Genomic DNA, 16,871 nt, shown 5'->3' on the forward strand with positions numbered 1-16,871 from the left:
AGCTTGGCCGCCGTGGTGGTCTTGCCCGAGCCCTGCAGGCCGGCCATCAGGATCACGGTGGGCGGGTTGAGGCTGATGTTCAGCCCCTCGGCGCCGCCCTCGCCGCCCAGCATCTCCACCAGGCCGTCATAGGTGATCTTCACCACCTGGTCGGCGGGACGGATCGAGCGGATCACGTCCTGGCCGGCGGCCTTCTCCTTGGCCTTGGCGATGAAGTCGCGCACCACCGGCAGGGCGACGTCGGCCTCCAGCAGGGCCACGCGGACCTCGCGCAGGGCCTCGTCGATGTCCTTTTCGGACAGCACGCCGCGACCGGAGAGCCGGTCGAAGACGGAAGACAGCCGATCAGTCAGCGCGTCGAACAAGTTTCGCTCCTGTGGCCCAAACGCAATCGACCCCCGTGGACGATCACGTCGACGGGGGGCCTCGCCGCCCTCGTCCCAGATAAGACCTGGGGGCCGTGGCGGTAGAGGGCGCGATTGCTCTGCGCCGGAAGGGCGCGCTTATGCGCTCGGAGGGCCGAAAGGTCAAGGAAAGGGGCGTGGCGTCGGTTGCGGTCGCTCTTGACCGGTCATTTCAAATGACCACATCATCGAACATGTCCGATACGCCGACCTTCACCGTCACGGAGTTCAAGGCCAAGTGCTTGGACATCCTCGACCGCCTGGGCTCGGGAAAGCTTGAGCGGGTGGAGGTGACCAAGCGCGGCAAGGTCATGGCGGTGCTGACGCCGCCCAAGCCGACCGAGGCGGAAGTGAGCGGCCTGTTCGGCTTCATGGAAGGCAGCGTGACCATTCCGCCCGGCTTCGACCTGACCGAGCCCGTGCTCGACGAGCCGTTCCTCGCCGAGTCCGGCAAGCTTCACAATTGAGCGGCGCGTGCTCCTCCTCGACACCTGCGCCCTCATCTGGCTGATCAACCGGACGCCGATCCAGCCTCCGGCGCTGGAAGAGATCGAACGCGCGGCGCGCGATGACGCGCTCGTCGTGTCGACAGCCTCGGCCTGGGAAATCGGCCTGCTCAGCCGACGAATTGGGCGTTCGGACGGCTTGCAGTTCACCCCCGACCCCAAGACCTGGTTCGTCCGCGCCTTGACCGCGCCCGGTCTGAGGCTCGCGCCGCTGACGCCGGACATCGCCATCGACGCCTCGCACCTGCCCGGCGAGTTGCATGGAGACCCGGCAGATCGACTGATCATCGCCACGGCCCGTCATCTCGGCGCCGCGATTGTCACGCGGGACCGGAAGATTCTCGACTATGCGGCGGCAGGGTTCGTCGGAGCGATCGCCTGCTGAGACTCAGCCCCGCAGCAGCCACTGGCCGTCGGCGCCCTGGCAGGCGGTGTGGCGGCGGGTCTCGGCGGGGCCGCCCTGCGGGTTGAAGTGGACCTCGAAGATTCGGCACAGGGGGCGGCTGTCGGCGTCGATCTAGGCGCCTCGCGAGGCGTAGATCGGCCAGGCCACGGTCTCGGGCACGTAGCCCAGGCCCACGCCGTCGCGGCCGGCCAGCAGCCAGCCCGTGCCGCTGACCCGGGCCAGGACGTCGAAGTCCTCGCCGTCCTTCAGTTCGCCCAGCTTGCGGCCGGCGACCGCCGGGGCGGCCCGCAGGGCGATGGCGCCCTTGGCGGTGTGCCGGCCCTCGGCCACGTCATAGCGGGGCGCGCGCTTCACGCCGGAGGCCAGGCGCGCGCCGCGCAGGGGCGCGGGGGCGGCATAGCTTGCCGGGTCGAGGGAGGCCTTGCCGTCATAGGGTTTGGTGTCGAGCACCCGCACGGCGCCGGAGGTCCCGGTCTGCTCGTTGTCCCAGACCTGGTAGCCGCCCTGGTCGAGGGCCGTGTCGATGGCTGCGAGCGCCCGGTCGCGGTCGGCGTCCTGCAGCCTGCAGACGGCGTAGCCCTTGGCCTTTCCCACCCGCACGCCGGCGACCGCGGCCTTGGCGGGGTCCGAAACGGGACAGATCAGCATCGCCGACAGGGCCGAGGGTCGGGCGCCGTGCGCCGTGCGCCCCATTCTGGGCCAGGGCCGCGGTGGGCAGGACGCTCAGCAGGGCCAGAATCGCGGCGGCGGCGGGAGAAAGGCGCATCTGGAAGGGCCCCAAGGTCACGGACGATACCGGTCGTCGTGCATTTTCCGCGCCAGAACTTCGCGCCGCAATTGCACGTTTTCGACCCTGGTTCCCCTCAAGGGCGAATTCGAGGCGCCGCGCCTCAAAAACGCAAAACGCCCCGCGGCCGTTTGGCGACGGGGCGTTCGCGCGCGACTGGGCTGGACCGGTCAGGTGGTGGGGAAGCCCTTGTCGATCAGATAGGCCTTCACGTCGGGATCGCGGCCACGGAAGCTGCGATAGGCCTCGGCGGGATCGACGGTGTTGCCGATGCTCATGATCCTGTCGTGCAGGCGCTTGGCCACGGCCTTGTCATAGGGGCCCGTGGCCTCGGTGAAGGCGCCGTAGGCGTCGTGGGCCAGGACCTCCGACCAGAGGTAGCTGTAATAGCCCGCCGAATAGCCGTCGCTGGCGAAGATGTGCTGGAACTGCGGGGTGCGGTGGCGCATCGGCAGCTCCCTGGGCATACCCAGCTTCTTGAGTTCCTCCCGCTCGAAGGCGTCGGGGTCGATGTCGGCGTCCCCGGCCAGGTGCAGCTTCATGTCGATGAGGGCCGAGGACAGGTACTCGGTGACGTCGAAGCCCTGGCGGAAGGTGTGGGCCTTCTCGATCTTGGCGATCAGGGCCGGTGGGATCGGCTTGCCGGTCTTGTGGTGCAGGGCGAAGCGGTTGAGCACCTCCGGCGTCGCCAGCCAGTTCTCGTTCACCTGGCTGGGGAACTCCACATAGTCCCGCGGCACCGCCGTGCCCGACAGGGAGGGATAGTTCACCGCGGAGTTCAGGCCGTGCAGGGCATGGCCGAACTCGTGGAACATGGTGGTGGCGTCGTCCCAGGAGATCAGGATCGGCTCGCCGGGGGCGCCCTTCACGAAGTTGGCGTTGTTGGAGACGATGGTGGTGATCTTGCCGCGGAACGTCTCCTGGGTGCGGTAGGCGTTCATCCAGGCGCCCGAGCGCTTGCCAGCCCGCACGTAGGGATCGAAGTACCAGAGGCCGACATGGGCCCCGTCGGCGCCCTTCACCTCCCAGACCTTGATGTCGGGATGGGCGACCGGGACATCGGTCACCGGATGGTAGGTGAAGCCGTAAATCTGGCCCGAGGCCCAGAACATCCCCTCCCGCAGCTTGTCGAGCTGCAGGTAGCCCTTCACCTCGTTCATATCGAGGTTGTAGCGCTGCGCCCGGACCTTCTCGGCGTAGTAGCGATAGTCCCAGGGCTCGATGCGCAGGCCGGCGTGTTCCTTGTCGGCGATGGCCTGCATCTCGGCCACCTCCTCGCCCACCCGGGCGATGGCCGAGGGCCAGACCCGCATCATCAGGGCCATGGCGTTGTCCGGGGTCTTGGCCATGGCGTTCTCAAGCCGCCAATGGGCGTGGGTCGGATAGCCCAGCAGCCTGGCCCGCTCGACCCGCAGCTTCAGGATCTTCTTGATGACGGCGTTGTTGTCGTGGGAATCGCCGTTGTCGCCGCGGCTGTAGAAGGTCCGCCAGACCTTCTCGCGCAGATCCCGCCTCGTCGAATAGGTCAGGAAGGGATCGATGGAGGAACGGGTGTTGAGGATCGCGAACTCGTCCTTATGGCCCCGCTCCTGCGCCGCCGCGGCGGCGGCGTCGCGGACGTCCTTGGGCAGGCCCGAGAGCTCGGCCTCGGTGCGCAGATAGAGGACGTAGTCGGTCTCGTCGGCCAGCAGGTTCTGGTTGAAGGTGGTGAAGTGGTTGGCCAGTTCCTGGTTGATGGCCCCCACCCGGGTCTTGGCCTCGGGCGACAGCTTGGCGCCGGCGCGCACGAAGCGGTTCCAGTAGAGCCAGGACAGGCGCTGCTGCTCCGCGGTCAGGCCGGAGGTCGACCGCGCCTCATAGACCGCCTCGATGCGTTTGAAGAGCGGGGCGTTCTGCAGGATCTTGTCGCCATGGGCCGCGTCCTTGGGCGCCATCACCTTCTCTACGGCCCGCATCTCCGGGGTCGAGAGCGTGCCGCTCCAGATGCCGTAGAGGGTGTCGACCCGGTTCTTGACGTCGCCGGTGCGCTCCAGGGCTGTGATGGTGTTCTCGAAGGTCGGCGGGGCGGGATTGGCCGCGATGGCGTCGATCTCGGCCAGTTCCTGGGCCATGGCCGCCTCGATGGCGGGGGCGAAGTCGGCCACCTTGACCTTGTCGAAGGGCGGTACCCCGCCATAGGGCCCGGTCCAGGGGGCGGTGAGGACGTCGGCGTCGGCCGCGAGGCTCACGGCTGGAACCAGGGACGTGGCGGCCAGGGCGCTGGTCGCGGCGAGAAAGGTGCGCCGATGCATGGAGACTCCGGGGATTGGCTCAAGGTGTGGGGCGACCTTAGGCAGGATGTAACCGGACGTCACATGACAGCCGCGTAATGTCGCCCGCTCAGGCGCGGGCGGCCTCGAAGGCGTCACGGCTGATCTGCAGCGCCTCCTCCGGCGTCAGGCCGAAGGCGCTCAGCATCAGGGCCACCAGGTCCACCGCATGCTCGGGGCCGGCTTCGCCCATGACGATGTCGCGCTGGGCCATGCGGAAGCCGCCGAACACCAGGTTGCGGGCGGCGGCGACGTCGCAATCGCGGAACCGGCCGCCGGAGACGGCGGCCCTGTGGATGGCGTCGAAGCGGGCCTCGAACACCGCCTGGCGCGGGAGGGCCGTGGACTCGATCTTCAGGGCCAGCCAGCCGCGCACCGGATCGGCGACGAAGGTGGCCAGGATCTTGTGGACCACCGCGGCCAGCAGCGCCGCGGGATCGTCGATGCCGGTCAGCGCCGGGCCCAGCGTCCGGTTCAGCTCCTCGGAGATCTGACCGTTGAGGTGGTGCAGCAGGTCTTCGATGGTCGGGAAGTAGTTGTAGAAGGTGCCGCGCGAGACTCCTGCGGCGGCCACGAAGTCCTCGATGGAGGCGCTCTCGTGCCCCTTCTCCAGGATCACCGAGATGGCGGCCTCGATCAGGCGCGCGCGGGTTTGCGCGCGGCGGCTTTCGGCCGCCGCGGCGCGCGCTTCGAGATTGACCCGCATGGGCCGCCGAGGGGTCAGGCGGCCTCGCGCAGGTAATGCTTCAGGGCCTGGGCGGCCCCGAGGGAGGTGGGGTCGTTCTGGGCCTCCAGGGCGCCGATCTCCTGGGTCAGGGCCGCGGTGATCTCGCGATGGGCCAGGGGCGACAGCTGCAGCATGGCCGAGGCCGAGGCGCGGGCCAGGGCGAGCGCCGTGGCCAGTTCGGTCTCAAGGGCGGGGTCGTCGGCGGTCGCGCCGGAGCGCGCGGCGAAGGGGAGGGACATGGCTTTGAGGATCTCGGGGAGGAGAGGGAGGGGCCCTGCGTGGGGGCACAGGTTGGATTTGGCGGTGACGGTTATGTCAGCCTGACAATGGTGTCAATCTGAAATAACAGTGGTTTACATTTCCACCCGCGCCCACGGATGCTGGACGCTGTCCCCCAAGGCGGCTAAGCGCGATCCATGGCCATTGGCGTGTTCGATTCCGGGGTGGGGGGGCTGACGGTTCACCGTCGGCTCGTCGACCGCTTCCCCCTCGCAGACTTCATCTACCTGGCCGACCAGGCCAACACCCCCTATGGGGGCCGCGAGGGCGAGGAGATCGTCGATCTCACCCGGGCTGGCTGCGAAAAGCTGTTCGACCGCGGCTGCGACCTGGTGGTCCTGGCCTGCAACACCGCCTCCGGGGTGGCCCTTCGCCGCTTGCAGCAGACCTGGCTGCCGGGCTACCGCAAGGCGCTGGGGCGGCCGGTGAACGTGCTGGGCATCATCGTCCCCACCATCGAGGCGGCCACCGGCCTGCCCTGGGAGCACGAGGCCGACCGCCGGGGCGAGAAGGTGGAGAAGCTGGACGTCCTGGCGGTCTTCGCCACCCCGGCCACCGCCCGTTCCCGGGTCTACGAGATCGAGATCGACAAGCGCCGCCAGGACGTGGCGGTCTTCTCCGAACCCTGTCCGGAACTGGCCACGATGATCGAGCAGGGCGCGGGCGCCGTGGAGCTGGCGACAGCGGTGGAGGCCCACGTCAAGGCGGTCAGCGTCCGCATCGGCCGCCCCCCGGACCGCGCCATTCTCGGCTGCACCCACTACGAGATGGTGGCCGACATGTTCCGCGCCGCCCTGCCCCCGGGCACGCCCCTGATCCACCAGCCCGGCGCCACCGCCGACGCCCTGGAGGCCTATCTGGCCAAACACCCGGAATATACCGCCGGGGACACCGGCCGGCACATCTTCCTCACCACCGGCAAGCCCGGCGCCCAGCATTTGCTGGTTGAGACTTTCTGGGGGGCGCCGCTAAGCTTCGAGCAGGCTTAGGGGAGGCTTTCCCATGAAGATGATCTTGGCGGCGGTGGTGGCCGCCCTGTCGCTTGCCGGCGCCGCCCGCGCCGAGGTCACCGACCAGTCGCCCCAGGGCTTCGAGGTCCGCCACGTCGTCACCATCGCCGCGTCGCCGGCCAAGGTGCGGGCCGCGATGTTGGAACCCGGCCGCTGGTGGAACTCCGCCCACAGCTGGTCGGGCGAGGCCCGCAACCTCTCCATCGACCTGGCGACGGGCTGTTTCTGTGAGAAGCTGAAGGACGGCTTCGTTCGGCACATGACGGTGGTCTACGCCAGCGACAGCGCCCTGCGGCTCTCCGGCGCGCTCGGCCCCCTGCAGTTCACCGGCGCCAGCGGTCACATGGCCTTCAACCTCAAAGCCGGCGCGGATCCCGCCACGACGGTTCTCACGGTGAGCTACGATGTCGGTGGCTACGCCAAGGGCGGTCTGGCCGAGCAATGGGCCAAGCCGGTGGACGGCGTGATCGGCGAGCAGGTGAGCCGTCTGAAGACGCTGATCGAGACCGGCAAGCCGGACTAAGCGCCTGGGGATTGGTTATAGAAGAAATCTATCTTTACGACATATATTATCAATTTCCCCAATGCTGCGGCGCCATATAGACAGCGGGCTCCTTCCCGAACCAATCAGGAGCTCGCGTTGTCCCTTATCAATACCGAAATCAAGCCCTTCACGGCCGAGGCCTTCCAGAACGGCAAGTTCATCACCGTCTCGGACGCCGATCTGAAGGGAAAGTGGTCGGTGGTGTTCTTCTACCCGGCCGACTTCACCTTCGTCTGCCCCACCGAGCTTGAGGACCTGGCCGACAACTACGCCGAGTTCAAGAAGCTGGGCGTGGAAATCTACTCCGTCTCCACCGACACCCACTTCGCTCACAAGGCTTGGCACGACACTTCGGAAGCCGTGAAGAAGATCGCCTACGTCATGGTCGGCGACCCCACCGGCAAGATCTCGCGCAACTTCGAGGTCATGATCGAGGAGGCCGGCCTGGCCGACCGCGGCACCTTCGTGGTCGACCCCGCTGGCAAGATCCAGATCGTCGAGATCACCGCTGGCGGCATCGGCCGCGACGCGCTCGAGCTGCTGCGCAAGGTCAAGGCCGCCCAGTACGTCGCCTCCCACCCCGGCGAGGTCTGCCCCGCCAAGTGGCAGGAAGGCGAGAAGACCCTCGCCCCGTCCCTGGACTTGGTCGGCAAGATCTAGATCGGCCCGCGTCGCCGCCGTCAGCCTCGAAAAGGGGCGGCGGCGACGCACCTTCCTCCCCCACTCCCCGCGTCCCTATCGGAGCCCCGCCATGTTGGACCAAGGCCTGAAGTCCCAACTCAAGACCTATCTGGAGAACCTCCGCCATCCGGTGGAGCTGATCGCCAGCCTGGACGCCTCGGCCAAGTCGGCGGAGCTCAAGGTCCTGCTGGACGACATCGTCGAGGCCTCGGAAAAGGTCCTGCTGCGCCTCGACGGCCAGGACGCCCGCAAGCCATCCTTCGCCGTCCGCGCGCCGGGCGCCGACGCCCGCGTGACCTTCGCGGGCCTGCCCATGGGCCACGAGTTCACCTCCCTGGTCCTGGCCCTGCTGCAGGCCGGCGGCCACCCGCCCCGCGTCGAGCCCGAGGTCATCGAGCAGATCAAGGCGCTGGAGGGTGACTACAGCTTCGAGACCTATTTCTCGCTCTCCTGCCAGAACTGCCCCGACGTGGTGCAGGCGCTCAACCTGATGAGCGTGCTGAACCCGGCCATCCGCCACGTGGCCATAGACGGCGCCCTGTTCCAGGACGAGGTGGAGGCCCGCAAGATCATGGCCGTGCCCACCGTCCTGCTGAACGGCCAGCCCTTCGCCCAGGGCCGGATGAGCCTGGAGCAGATCCTGGCCAAGCTCGACACCGGCGCCGCGGCCCGCGATGCGGCCAAGATCGCCGCAAAGGGAACCTTCGACGTGCTGGTGGTGGGCGGCGGCCCGGCCGGCGCGGCCGCGGCGGTCTACGCCGCCCGCAAGGGCATCGTCACCGGCCTGGCGGCCGAACGCTTCGGCGGCCAGGTGCTGGACACCATGGCCATCGAGAACTTCATCTCCGTGCCCCACACCGAGGGCCCCAAGCTGGTCTCGGGCCTGGAGCAGCACGTCAAGGCCTACGACGTCGACGTCATGAACCTGCAGAAGGCCGCCAGGCTGGTCCCGGCCAAGACGGCCGGCGAGCTCAGCGAGATCGTGCTGGAAAGCGGCGCGACCTTGCGGGCCAAGACCGTCATCCTGGCGCCCGGCGCCCGCTGGCGGCAGATGGGCGTGCCCGGCGAGGAGCAGTACCGCAACCAGGGCGTCGCCTACTGCCCGCACTGCGACGGCCCGCTCTACAAGGGCAAGCGCGTGGCGGTGATCGGCGGCGGCAACTCCGGCGTCGAGGCGGCCATCGACCTGGCCGGCATCGTCGCCCACGTGACCCTGATCGAGTACGACAGCCAGCTCCGCGCCGACGCCGTGCTGCAGCGCAAGCTGGCCAGCCTGCCCAACGTGACGGTCATCACCTCGGCCCTGACCACGCAGGTCCTGGGGGACAGCGAAAAGGTCACCGGTCTCACCTATCGCGACCGGCCGACCGAGGCCGCCCACACCGTCGAGCTGGAGGGGATCTTCGTGCAGATCGGCCTGGTGCCCAACACCGAGTGGCTGCAGGGGGCGCTCGCGCTCAGCCCGCGGGGTGAGATCGAGGTCGACGCCCACGGCGCCACCTCGGCGCCCGGGGTGTTCGCGGCCGGTGACGCCACCACCACGCCCTTCAAGCAGATCGTCATCGCCGCCGGGGACGGCGCCAAGGCCGCGCTCTCGGCCTTCGACTACCTGATCCACCTGCCCACCGAGGCCACCCAGGCGGTGGCGGCCTGAGCCGAGGGTGGGGGCATGGCGTCTATGGGTTTTCAATAGACTGAGCCTATGATCGCGCCATGCTCCCCACCATCCGCCAACTCCAGTATCTGAAGCTGCTCGCCGAGCACGGGGCCTTCGGCAAGGCGGCCGAGGCCGCCCACGTCACCCAGCCGACCCTGTCGGCCGGCATCCAGGAGCTGGAGCGCACCCTGGGCGCCCCGGTGGTGGACCGCGCCCGCTCCGGCGTCATCCTGACGGCGGTGGGGGAGGCGGCGCTCAGCCGCGCCAACACCATCCTCAACGAGGCCGAGGAGCTGGTGCAGGCGGCCAAGAACGCCAGCCAGCCGCTCACCGGGCGCTTCCGCCTGGGCGTCATCCCCACCATCGCCCCCTTCCTGCTGCCCAAGGCCCTGCCCCTGCTGCGGGCGCGCTTCCCCAAGCTGCGGCTCTATCTGCGGGAGGACCTGACCCAGCGCCTGATCGCCGCCCTCAAGGCCGGCCAGCTGGACGCCGCCCTCATCGCCCTGCCCTTCGACATGGGCGGCCTGGCCCACGCCCACGTTTCGGACGACGAGTTGCTGGCCGCCATTCCGGCCGACCATCCCCTGGCCAACCAACTGGAATTCCCCCCCTCGGCCATGGAGGGGGAGGACCTGATCCTGCTGGAGGACGGCCATTGCCTGCGCGACCACGTGCTCTCGGCCTGCGGCCTGAAGCCGCCAAAGGCCACCGGCGACGAGGAGGCCTTCGCCGCCACCTCCCTGCCGACCTTGGTGCAGATGGTGGGGTCGGGCTTAGGCGTCACCTTCCTGCCGGCCATGGCCGTGGAGGCGGGCCTGACCCAGGCCGCCCACGTCGCGGTGCGCCACCTGCGGGCCGAGCATCCCAGCCGCGAGATCGTGGTGGCCTGGCGGGCCGGCTCCAGCCGCGGCGCCGAGGGCCGCCTGCTGGCCGAGACCCTGCGGGACGCCTGAACGGCGACGCCGCAATTGAGCCAGATCATGGTTGGGCCCGATGGGCCGCGTCAGACGTTGCCACACGGGGTTCCCCCCAATCCATCGGAGCAACAAGATGCAACTACCCAAGGGCACGACCGTCGCCGTCGCGGACGGCGTGACGCTTCACCTCTACCGGAACGCCGGCGACGAGGTTCATCCCAAGCTGACGGCCCTGCCGCCGGCCGCCCTGGGCCACGTCAACCGCAGCTCCGGCGACCACCACTATTCCAGCTCGGCCAATCCGAGCGACGGCCAGCAGCGCGAGGACGGCTTCGCCGCGGCCACGGCGGCCTGGCTGAACGAGCAGGCCCTGGCCGGCAAGATCGAGCACCTCTACATCATCGCCGCCCCCAAGACCCTGGGCGAGCTGCGCCGCCACTATCACAAGGCCCTGGAGGGCAAGCTGCTGGGGGAACTGGCCAAGGACCTCACCGGCCACGTGGTCGGCGACATCGAGACCGCCATCTCCCACGCCTGATCCCGTCCGGGGCGGGCCTCGGCTCGCCCCGGACTCCAGGCTCCGGGGTCGCGATCTATTTCGATATATCTCTATTGCATCCCGCTCGGGGTTAGATATATCTGCAATATCGATATGTCTAAATAGGATCGAAAATGCATAGACACTTTTCTCACCGACATGAACATCGCAGCCGCCATGGGTTTGGCGGCCAGATGCGCGACCACCTCCGGGGCGGACGCGGCGAGCGCGGGGGCCGCATCGGCCGCCTGCTGGAACACGGGGACCTGCGGTTCCTGGTCCTGGCCCTGCTCGCCGAGAAGCCGCGCCATGGCTACGACGTCATGCGCGAGCTCGAGGAGCGCACCGGCGGCGCCTACCGGCCCAGCCCCGGCGTCATCTACCCCACCTTCTCCCTGCTGGAGGACGAGGGCTTCGTGGTCCCCGTCGCCGCCGAGGGCGGTCGCAAGGCCTATGAGGCCACCCCGGCCGGCAAGGAAGCGCTGGAGGCCAACCGCGCCGCGGTGGACGCCATCTTCGCCCGCCTGGACGAGGCCGCCGAACACTCCTCCGGCGCCCGGCCCAAGCTGCAGCGCGCCATGCAGAACCTGGGGGTCGCCCTTCGCCTGCGCATGCAGCGCGGAGGGGTCACCGAGGACCAGGTGGACGCCATCGCCGGGATCATCGACGAGGCCGCGGCCCGCATCGAGCGGACCTGAGCGGCCGTCTCATTCTGCGTCTGAGATCAGCTCGCGGGTGAAGAACAGCGCCAGGTCGTCGTCCACCATGACCTCCTGCATCGGCGTCACGGGGATCGCGTTCCAGGCGATTCCCCGACCGTCGGGCAGATAGCCTCGTAGCACATAGAGCCGCTGGGCCGGACCGTAGTCGGGATAGAGCCCGACCCCGATGCCGGCGGTCGCGCTGCGGGTGGCGATCAGAGCCTCGGCGGCGTCCATCAGGGCCGTGCCGATCCCGCGCCGGCGGAACTGGGGCAGGACGTTGAAGTCCTGGATCTCCGGAATCCCCGCCTCGCGGAAGGGCGCATACTGCGGAACCCACATCACGGTCACATAGCCGGCGAATTCCCCGTCCAGCCGGGCCACCAGCACCGGCCGGTCGTCGGCGGTCTGTTCGTCCAGGTAGCGGGCGAACTGGGCCTCCGGCTTGTCCCAGCCGATGGCGGCGAAGGCCTGGGCGATGCGCGGCGGGTCGTCCGCCGTCAGGGGCGTAATCTCCAGCATCAGTCCATCAGCTTCTGGGTCAGGTAGACATAGTGCCGGGCCCAGCGGCGGGCGTTCAGCTCGGGGTCGGCGTCGTTGGCGTGGCCGCCGAAGGTCTGCTCGTAATAGAGGTAGGGGACGCCCATGGCTTCCAGCCGGGCGGCGAACTTTCGCGCATGGCCGGGATGGACCCGGTCGTCTCGGGTGTTGGTGGTGATGTAGGGCTCAGGGTATTTCACGCCCGGCTTGAGGTTCTGATAGGCCGAGTATCTCTCGATGAAGGCCCGGTCTCCGGGCACGTCGGGGTCGCCATACTCCCCGATCCACGAGGCCCCCGCCGACAGCTTGTGATAGCGCAGCATGTCGATCAGCGGGCTCTCCACCACCACGGCGTTCCACAGCTCCGGATGCTGGGTCATGGAGACCGTGGTCAGCACCCCGCCATTGGAGCGGCCATAGATACCGAGCCGGCGGGCCGAGGTGATCTCGCGGGCGTCCAGGTCGCGGGCCACGGCGGCGAAGTCGTCGAAGGAGAGCTGGCGCTTCTCCCGCAGCACGCTGTCGTGCCAGGCCGGCCCGAACTCGCCGCCGCCGCGGATATTGGCGATCACATAGGCGCCGCCCCGCTCCAGCCAGATCTTGCCCATCTCCGGTAGGTAGATCGGCGGCTTGGCCACCTCGAACCCGCCATAGCCGTACAGGATGGTGGGCAATGACCCGTCGAGCTTCGCGCCCCTCGGCAGGACCACGAAATAGGGAATCTTCGCTCCGTCGGACGAGGTCGCCCAATACTGCTTCACCTTGTGAGTTTCGGCCTGGAAGCGGGCGGGCAGGGTCTTGACCTGGACCGCCGCCCCGGCGGCCGCGTCGGCCAGCCACAGGCTGGTGGGGTCGAGGAAGCCCTCCGCCGAGACGAAGACCTGGTCGTCGTCCCCGGAAGCCGAGCGGATGGTGAAGGTGGCGTCCTTGGGCAGGGCCAGGCGCTTGGCGGTCCACTTGCCGGCGCTCAGGTCATAGACGTCGACGGCGCCCTTCACCTCGTCCAGCAGGTTCACCACCAGCCGGCCCCGGGTGTCATCCACCTCGGTGATGGCCTGGCGCGGACCGGGCTGGAAGATCAGGACCGGCTTGGCGGTCCCGGCCTTCAGGGCCTGCAGGTCATAGGCGACCAGGGCGCCGGCGCCGAAACCGCCCCAGGCCTCCTTCAGCTCGAAGACCGCCTGGCCGTCGACATAGGCCTGGTGCTCGGCCTTGCGGGGCAGGGCGACCGGGATCGTCTTGCCGGCCTCCAGCAGCAGGAACTCGTTTTCGAAGAAGGTCACGCCGCGCCGCGCCATCAGGCCGTCGGCCCGGCCGCCCGCGCCGCGCAGGACGATGGGGGAGACCCCGACGTCGCTCTTCTGGCCGCGATAGACCTCGCGGGCCTGGCCGTCGCGGGTCACGGTCTTGACGATATAGGCATAGCCCGAGGGGGTCTCGTCGCCGGGCGTCCAGATGCGGTCGACCACCAGGGTGTCGGGATCGAGCCAGGCGAAATCCTGCTTGCCCTCCGCCAGGCGGAAGCCGCCCGTCACGAAGGCCTTCTTGGCGGTGTCGAACTCGCGAACCTCCACCGCGTCGCCGCCGCCGTTGGAGAGCTCCACCAGGCACAGGGTCTGGGCGGGCTTGAGGCAGGTCGCCCCCTTCCAGATCCAGTTCCTGCCCTCGGCCTTGGAGAGCGCGTCCAGGTCCAGCAGCGTCTCCCAGACCGGCTGCGCGCTGCGATAGGACGACAGCGTTGCGTGGCGCCAGACCCCGTGGACCTGGGCGTCGTCCTGCCAGAGGTTGTCGACCCCGCCGGCTCGGAACACCGGCCACGGAATGCGGTCCTTGGCGGTGAAGATGGCGCGGGCCTGCGCCAGATAGGTCGCGTAGCGGGGATCGGTCTCCAGCCGCTTGGCCGACTTGGCGTTCTGGCCCTCGACCCAGGTCATGGCCGCAGGCGCGTCGATGTCCTCAAGCCAGGTGAAGGGGTCCGCCGGAGCCTGGGCGTGGGCCGGGCCGGCCAGCAGGAGGGCGCCGGTCAGCGCCGCGCAAAGCATTTTCATGGGCCAAATCTAGGACCGCGCGGCACGGTCTGTCTCGCCAAAGGTGATTGCCGGGGAAAAGTCCCCTATATAGCGGGCGCCATGAGCCGTCCGTTCCTGAAGATGAACGGGCTCGGCAACGACTTCGTCGTGGTCGAGGCCCGCTCCGCCCCGTTTGCGCCCAGCGCCGACGAGGTGCGCGCCATCGCCTCGCGCGAGGGCGGGATCGGCTGCGACCAGCTGGTGGCCATCGACCCCTCGGCCCGCGCCGACGCCGCCGTCCGCTTCTGGAACGCCGACGGCGAGGAGGTGGGCGCCTGCGGCAACGCCAGCCGCTGCGTCGGCTGGCTGCTGATGGAGGCCTCGGGCAAGGACGAAGCCACCTTCGAGACCAAGGGCGGCCTGCTCACCGCGCGGCGCGCCGGCGACAAGCGGGTCAGCGTCGACATGGGGGTCCCGGGCCTGGCCTGGAACCAGATCCCCCTGGAGGAGGAGATGGACACCCGGGGCATCGAGCTCCAGGTCGGCCCCATCGACGCCCCGCACCTGCACACGCCCGGCTGCGTCTCCATGGGCAATCCCCACGTGGTCTTCTTCGTCAATGACGCCGACACCGCGCCGGTCCGCGAGGTGGGCCCGATGATCGAGCACCACCGGCTGTTCCCGCAGGGGGTCAATGTCGGCTTCGCCCAGATCAAGGCCCGCGACCGCATCCGCCTGAAGGTCTGGGAGCGGGGCGCCGGCCTGACCAAGGCCTGCGGCACCGGCGCCTGCGCGGCCCTGGTGGCCGCCGCCCGCCGCGGCCTCACCGACCGCAAGGCGACGCTGGAGCTGGACGGCGGTGATCTCGTCATCGAGTGGCGGCAGAGCGACGACCACGTGATCATGACCGGCCCGCTGGAGCTTGAATTCACGGGGACCCTGCCGTGAGCGACAAGCTGGATATCGTGACGTTCGGCTGCCGGCTGAACGCCTATGAGAGCGAGGTCATCCGCGCCCGCGCCATCGAGGACGGGCTGGAGAACGCCATCGTCTTCAACACCTGCGCGGTGACCGGCGAGGCCGTGCGCCAGGCGCGCCAGGCGATCCGCAAGGCCCGCCGCGAGCGCCCCGACGCCAAGCTGATCGTCACCGGCTGCGCCGCCCAGATCGACCCCGCCGCCTTCGCCGGCATGGCCGAGGTGGACCTGGTGCTGGGCAACGCCGAGAAGTCGGCGGCCGGCGCCTATGCCGCCACGGCCCCGGAAGGTCGGGTGCGGGTCAACGACATCATGAGCGTGCGGGAGACCGCCGGCCACCTCATCGACGGGCTGAAGGACCGGGCGCGCGCCTATGTCGAGGTCCAGAACGGCTGCGACCATCGCTGCACCTTCTGCATCATTCCTTATGGCCGGGGCAACTCGCGGTCGGTCCCGGCGGGGGTGGTGGTCGAGCAGATCAGCCGGCTGGTGGACCGCGGCTTCAACGAGGTGGTGCTGACCGGGGTGGATCTCACCTCCTGGGGGGCGGACCTGCCGGGCGAGCCGCGCCTGGGCGATCTGGTGCGGCGGATCCTGAAGCTGACCACGGTGCCACGGCTGCGGATCAGCTCCATCGACAGCATCGAGGCCGACCCCGCGCTGATCGAGGCGATCGCGACCGAACCCCGGCTGATGCCGCACCTGCACCTGTCGTTGCAGGCGGGGGATGATCTGATCCTGAAGCGGATGAAGCGGCGGCATTTGCGGGACGACGCGATCCGGTTCTGCGCCGAGGTGAAAGCCTCGCGGCCCGAGATGGTTTTCGGGGCCGACATCATCGCGGGCTTCCCGACCGAGACCGAGGCGATGTTCCAGCAAAGCCTGGACCTTGTGGGCGACTGCGGGCTGACATTCCTGCATGTCTTCCCCTACTCGCCCCGCAAGGGCACCCCTGCGGCGCGGATGCCGCAGGTCCCGGGGCCAGAGATCCGGGAGCGGGCCGCGCGGCTGCGCGCCCTGGGTGCGGCTGCGCTGGGCCGGCATCTGGGGACGCAGGTCGGGCGGGTCCAGCGGGTACTGACCGAGGGCGCGCGACTGGGGCGGACCGAGGGGTTCGCCGAGGTGGCCTTCGCGGCGGATCAGCCGGAGGGGGCGATCCTGGAGGTCCGGATCTCGGGCCATGACGGGTCGCGGCTTCTGGCGTGAGTGTCCAGAGGGACATTTTCCAGAAAATAACTTAAATCAACCGCTTGGCTGAGAATATCTAGGATTTCGCAACCTTTGCTTCTGGCTGATCGGTGCCTGCGGCAAACGGGGCCGTGCGAAGCGGGTCTGGCCATGGGCGCATGGGCTTCGGGCCTTGCGGGCCGCAGACCCGCACCCCACCCGATACGGTGGGGGTGCAGGTTGCGCCGGATGATCAGGCGGCGTCAGTCGGCCTTGCTCGCAGGCTTGGCGTTCAGGAGGCCGTAGTTTTCGACGCCGAGGGTGTCGAACAGGCCAATCTGAGTTTCCAGAAAGTCGATGTGGCCTTCTTCATCCGCGATCAGCTCGTCAAAGAGGCCGCGCGTCACGAAATCGCCCACAGTGTCACAGTAGCGCCGCGCCTCGATGTAAAGGGTGCGGGCCTCGTGCTCGGCGGCAAGGTCGCATTCCAGCGTTTCGCGGACGGTCTGGCCGATGCGCAAGGAGTCGAGTTTCTGCAGGTTCGGATGGCCCTCGAGAAAGATGATCCGGGCGATAAGTTTGTCCGCGTGGTGCATCTCTTCGATCGATTCGGCGCGCGACTTGTCGGCGAGGTGACCGAAGCCCCAGTCTTCCTGCAGGCGGAAGTGAAGCCAGTACTGGCTGACGGCGGTCAACTCCGAGCGGAGTGCTG

General features: G+C 68.8%; 19 protein-coding genes. 11 read left to right on the forward strand and 8 right to left on the reverse strand.

What is annotated here, in order from left to right; genetic code table 11:
* The coding region (locus Q7T09_RS16830) for a signal recognition particle receptor subunit alpha (RefSeq protein ID WP_304701276.1) at nucleotides 1-365 on the reverse strand (365 nt) is incomplete at its 3' end.
* A 176-nt stretch (nucleotides 366-541) separates the two neighbouring features.
* Here Q7T09_RS16830 and Q7T09_RS16835 point away from each other — a divergent pair.
* Both Q7T09_RS16835 and Q7T09_RS16840 read left to right on the forward strand, forming a co-directional pair.
* A complete protein-coding gene (locus Q7T09_RS16835) occupies nucleotides 542-871 on the forward strand; it encodes a type II toxin-antitoxin system Phd/YefM family antitoxin (protein ID WP_304701278.1) in 330 nt (109 codons plus the stop codon).
* 7 nt (nucleotides 872-878) lie between these two features.
* Nucleotides 879-1,295, forward strand: coding sequence for a type II toxin-antitoxin system VapC family toxin (locus Q7T09_RS16840; protein ID WP_304701280.1), 417 nt, complete (start codon nucleotides 879-881; stop codon nucleotides 1,293-1,295).
* Nucleotides 1,296-1,427: 132 nt separating this feature from the next.
* On the opposite strand, the gene Q7T09_RS16845 is transcribed toward Q7T09_RS16840, so the two are convergent.
* The 4 genes from Q7T09_RS16845 to Q7T09_RS16860 all read right to left on the reverse strand — a co-directional run bounded on the left by Q7T09_RS16845 (nucleotide 1,428) and on the right by Q7T09_RS16860 (nucleotide 5,378).
* Nucleotides 1,428-2,009: a hypothetical protein gene (locus Q7T09_RS16845; RefSeq protein ID WP_304701282.1), complete on the reverse strand. Its 582-nt coding sequence runs from the start codon at nucleotides 2,007-2,009 to the stop codon at nucleotides 1,428-1,430.
* Between the two features lie 264 nt (nucleotides 2,010-2,273).
* Nucleotides 2,274-4,394 carry a M3 family metallopeptidase gene (locus Q7T09_RS16850; RefSeq protein WP_304701283.1) on the reverse strand — a complete coding sequence of 707 codons (2,121 nt, stop codon included), beginning with the start codon at nucleotides 4,392-4,394 and terminating at the stop codon, nucleotides 2,274-2,276.
* Nucleotides 4,395-4,482: 88 nt separating this feature from the next.
* Nucleotides 4,483-5,118 carry a TetR/AcrR family transcriptional regulator gene (locus Q7T09_RS16855; RefSeq protein ID WP_304701285.1) on the reverse strand — a complete coding sequence of 212 codons (636 nt, stop codon included), beginning with the start codon at nucleotides 5,116-5,118 and terminating at the stop codon, nucleotides 4,483-4,485.
* Between the two features lie 14 nt (nucleotides 5,119-5,132).
* Nucleotides 5,133-5,378, reverse strand: a complete 246-nt coding sequence (locus Q7T09_RS16860) for a hypothetical protein (protein WP_304701286.1) — start codon at nucleotides 5,376-5,378, stop codon at nucleotides 5,133-5,135.
* Nucleotides 5,379-5,555: 177 nt separating this feature from the next.
* Between Q7T09_RS16860 and Q7T09_RS16865 the strand changes: the two genes are divergently transcribed.
* The 7 genes from Q7T09_RS16865 to Q7T09_RS16895 all read left to right on the forward strand — a co-directional run bounded on the left by Q7T09_RS16865 (nucleotide 5,556) and on the right by Q7T09_RS16895 (nucleotide 11,463).
* Nucleotides 5,556-6,407, forward strand: a complete 852-nt coding sequence (locus Q7T09_RS16865) for a glutamate racemase (protein ID WP_304701287.1) — start codon at nucleotides 5,556-5,558, stop codon at nucleotides 6,405-6,407.
* Between the two features lie 13 nt (nucleotides 6,408-6,420).
* Entirely contained in the window at nucleotides 6,421-6,951 is a 531-nt protein-coding gene (locus Q7T09_RS16870; protein ID WP_304701289.1) for an ATPase, read from the forward strand.
* A gap of 117 nt (nucleotides 6,952-7,068) precedes the next feature.
* On the forward strand, nucleotides 7,069-7,632 hold the full coding sequence (gene ahpC, locus Q7T09_RS16875) for an alkyl hydroperoxide reductase subunit C (RefSeq protein WP_304701291.1): 564 nt from the start codon (nucleotides 7,069-7,071) through the stop codon (nucleotides 7,630-7,632).
* A 91-nt stretch (nucleotides 7,633-7,723) separates the two neighbouring features.
* Nucleotides 7,724-9,307, forward strand: a complete 1,584-nt coding sequence (gene ahpF, locus Q7T09_RS16880; RefSeq protein ID WP_304701292.1) for an alkyl hydroperoxide reductase subunit F — start codon at nucleotides 7,724-7,726, stop codon at nucleotides 9,305-9,307.
* A gap of 59 nt (nucleotides 9,308-9,366) precedes the next feature.
* Nucleotides 9,367-10,263 (forward strand): hydrogen peroxide-inducible genes activator, encoded by an 897-nt coding sequence (locus Q7T09_RS16885; RefSeq protein ID WP_304701293.1) that lies wholly within the window; start codon nucleotides 9,367-9,369, stop codon nucleotides 10,261-10,263.
* Between the two features lie 97 nt (nucleotides 10,264-10,360).
* Complete coding sequence (locus Q7T09_RS16890; protein WP_304701295.1) at nucleotides 10,361-10,765, forward strand: host attachment protein; 405 nt, start codon at nucleotides 10,361-10,363, stop codon at nucleotides 10,763-10,765.
* Nucleotides 10,766-10,959: 194 nt separating this feature from the next.
* On the forward strand, nucleotides 10,960-11,463 hold the full coding sequence (locus Q7T09_RS16895; protein WP_304701298.1) for a PadR family transcriptional regulator: 504 nt from the start codon (nucleotides 10,960-10,962) through the stop codon (nucleotides 11,461-11,463).
* Between the two features lie 9 nt (nucleotides 11,464-11,472).
* Here Q7T09_RS16895 and Q7T09_RS16900 read toward each other — a convergent pair whose 3' ends face one another.
* Nucleotides 11,473-11,988, reverse strand: a complete 516-nt coding sequence (locus tag Q7T09_RS16900) for a GNAT family N-acetyltransferase (protein WP_304701299.1) — start codon at nucleotides 11,986-11,988, stop codon at nucleotides 11,473-11,475.
* Complete coding sequence (locus Q7T09_RS16905; protein ID WP_304701300.1) at nucleotides 11,988-14,054, reverse strand: prolyl oligopeptidase family protein; 2,067 nt, start codon at nucleotides 14,052-14,054, stop codon at nucleotides 11,988-11,990. Before Q7T09_RS16905 ends, Q7T09_RS16900 begins: the two co-directional genes overlap by 1 nt.
* An 81-nt stretch (nucleotides 14,055-14,135) precedes the next feature.
* Between Q7T09_RS16905 and dapF the strand changes: the two genes are divergently transcribed.
* Together dapF and mtaB are read left to right on the forward strand one after the other, a co-directional pair.
* Nucleotides 14,136-14,963, forward strand: a complete 828-nt coding sequence (gene dapF / locus Q7T09_RS16910; RefSeq protein ID WP_304701301.1) for a diaminopimelate epimerase — start codon at nucleotides 14,136-14,138, stop codon at nucleotides 14,961-14,963.
* Nucleotides 14,960-16,198, forward strand: a complete 1,239-nt coding sequence (gene mtaB, locus Q7T09_RS16915; protein ID WP_304701302.1) for a tRNA (N(6)-L-threonylcarbamoyladenosine(37)-C(2))-methylthiotransferase MtaB — start codon at nucleotides 14,960-14,962, stop codon at nucleotides 16,196-16,198. Before dapF ends, mtaB begins: the two co-directional genes overlap by 4 nt.
* 224 nt (nucleotides 16,199-16,422) lie before the next feature.
* Here the strand turns inward: mtaB and bfr are convergent.
* Nucleotides 16,423-16,871 (reverse strand): bacterioferritin (bfr, locus tag Q7T09_RS16920; protein ID WP_304701303.1); only part of this gene is annotated, 449 nt, incomplete at its 5' end.

This window comes from Phenylobacterium sp., assembly GCF_030645195.1.
In the GTDB taxonomy this organism is placed as follows: domain Bacteria; phylum Pseudomonadota; class Alphaproteobacteria; order Caulobacterales; family Caulobacteraceae; genus Phenylobacterium.

Bases quoted from the DNA above. Each gene is read 5' to 3' on its own strand.
- dapF (WP_304701301.1), top strand. From the start codon at position 14,136: ATGAGCCGTCCGTTCCTGAAGATGAACGGGCTCGGCAACGACTTCGTC.
- Q7T09_RS16900 (WP_304701299.1), bottom strand. From the start codon at position 11,988: ATGCTGGAGATTACGCCCCTGACGGCGGACGACCCGCCGCGCATCGCC.
- Q7T09_RS16845 (WP_304701282.1), bottom strand. From the start codon at position 2,009: ATGGGGCGCACGGCGCACGGCGCCCGACCCTCGGCCCTGTCGGCGATG.
- ahpF (WP_304701292.1), top strand. From the start codon at position 7,724: ATGTTGGACCAAGGCCTGAAGTCCCAACTCAAGACCTATCTGGAGAAC.
- Q7T09_RS16870 (WP_304701289.1), top strand. From the start codon at position 6,421: ATGAAGATGATCTTGGCGGCGGTGGTGGCCGCCCTGTCGCTTGCCGGC.
- Q7T09_RS16905 (WP_304701300.1), bottom strand. From the start codon at position 14,054: ATGAAAATGCTTTGCGCGGCGCTGACCGGCGCCCTCCTGCTGGCCGGC.
- Q7T09_RS16890 (WP_304701295.1), top strand. From the start codon at position 10,361: ATGCAACTACCCAAGGGCACGACCGTCGCCGTCGCGGACGGCGTGACG.
- Q7T09_RS16885 (WP_304701293.1), top strand. From the start codon at position 9,367: ATGCTCCCCACCATCCGCCAACTCCAGTATCTGAAGCTGCTCGCCGAG.
- Q7T09_RS16850 (WP_304701283.1), bottom strand. From the start codon at position 4,394: ATGCATCGGCGCACCTTTCTCGCCGCGACCAGCGCCCTGGCCGCCACG.
- Q7T09_RS16895 (WP_304701298.1), top strand. From the start codon at position 10,960: ATGCGCGACCACCTCCGGGGCGGACGCGGCGAGCGCGGGGGCCGCATC.
- Q7T09_RS16860 (WP_304701286.1), bottom strand. From the start codon at position 5,378: ATGTCCCTCCCCTTCGCCGCGCGCTCCGGCGCGACCGCCGACGACCCC.
- Q7T09_RS16865 (WP_304701287.1), top strand. From the start codon at position 5,556: ATGGCCATTGGCGTGTTCGATTCCGGGGTGGGGGGGCTGACGGTTCAC.
- Q7T09_RS16855 (WP_304701285.1), bottom strand. From the start codon at position 5,118: ATGCGGGTCAATCTCGAAGCGCGCGCCGCGGCGGCCGAAAGCCGCCGC.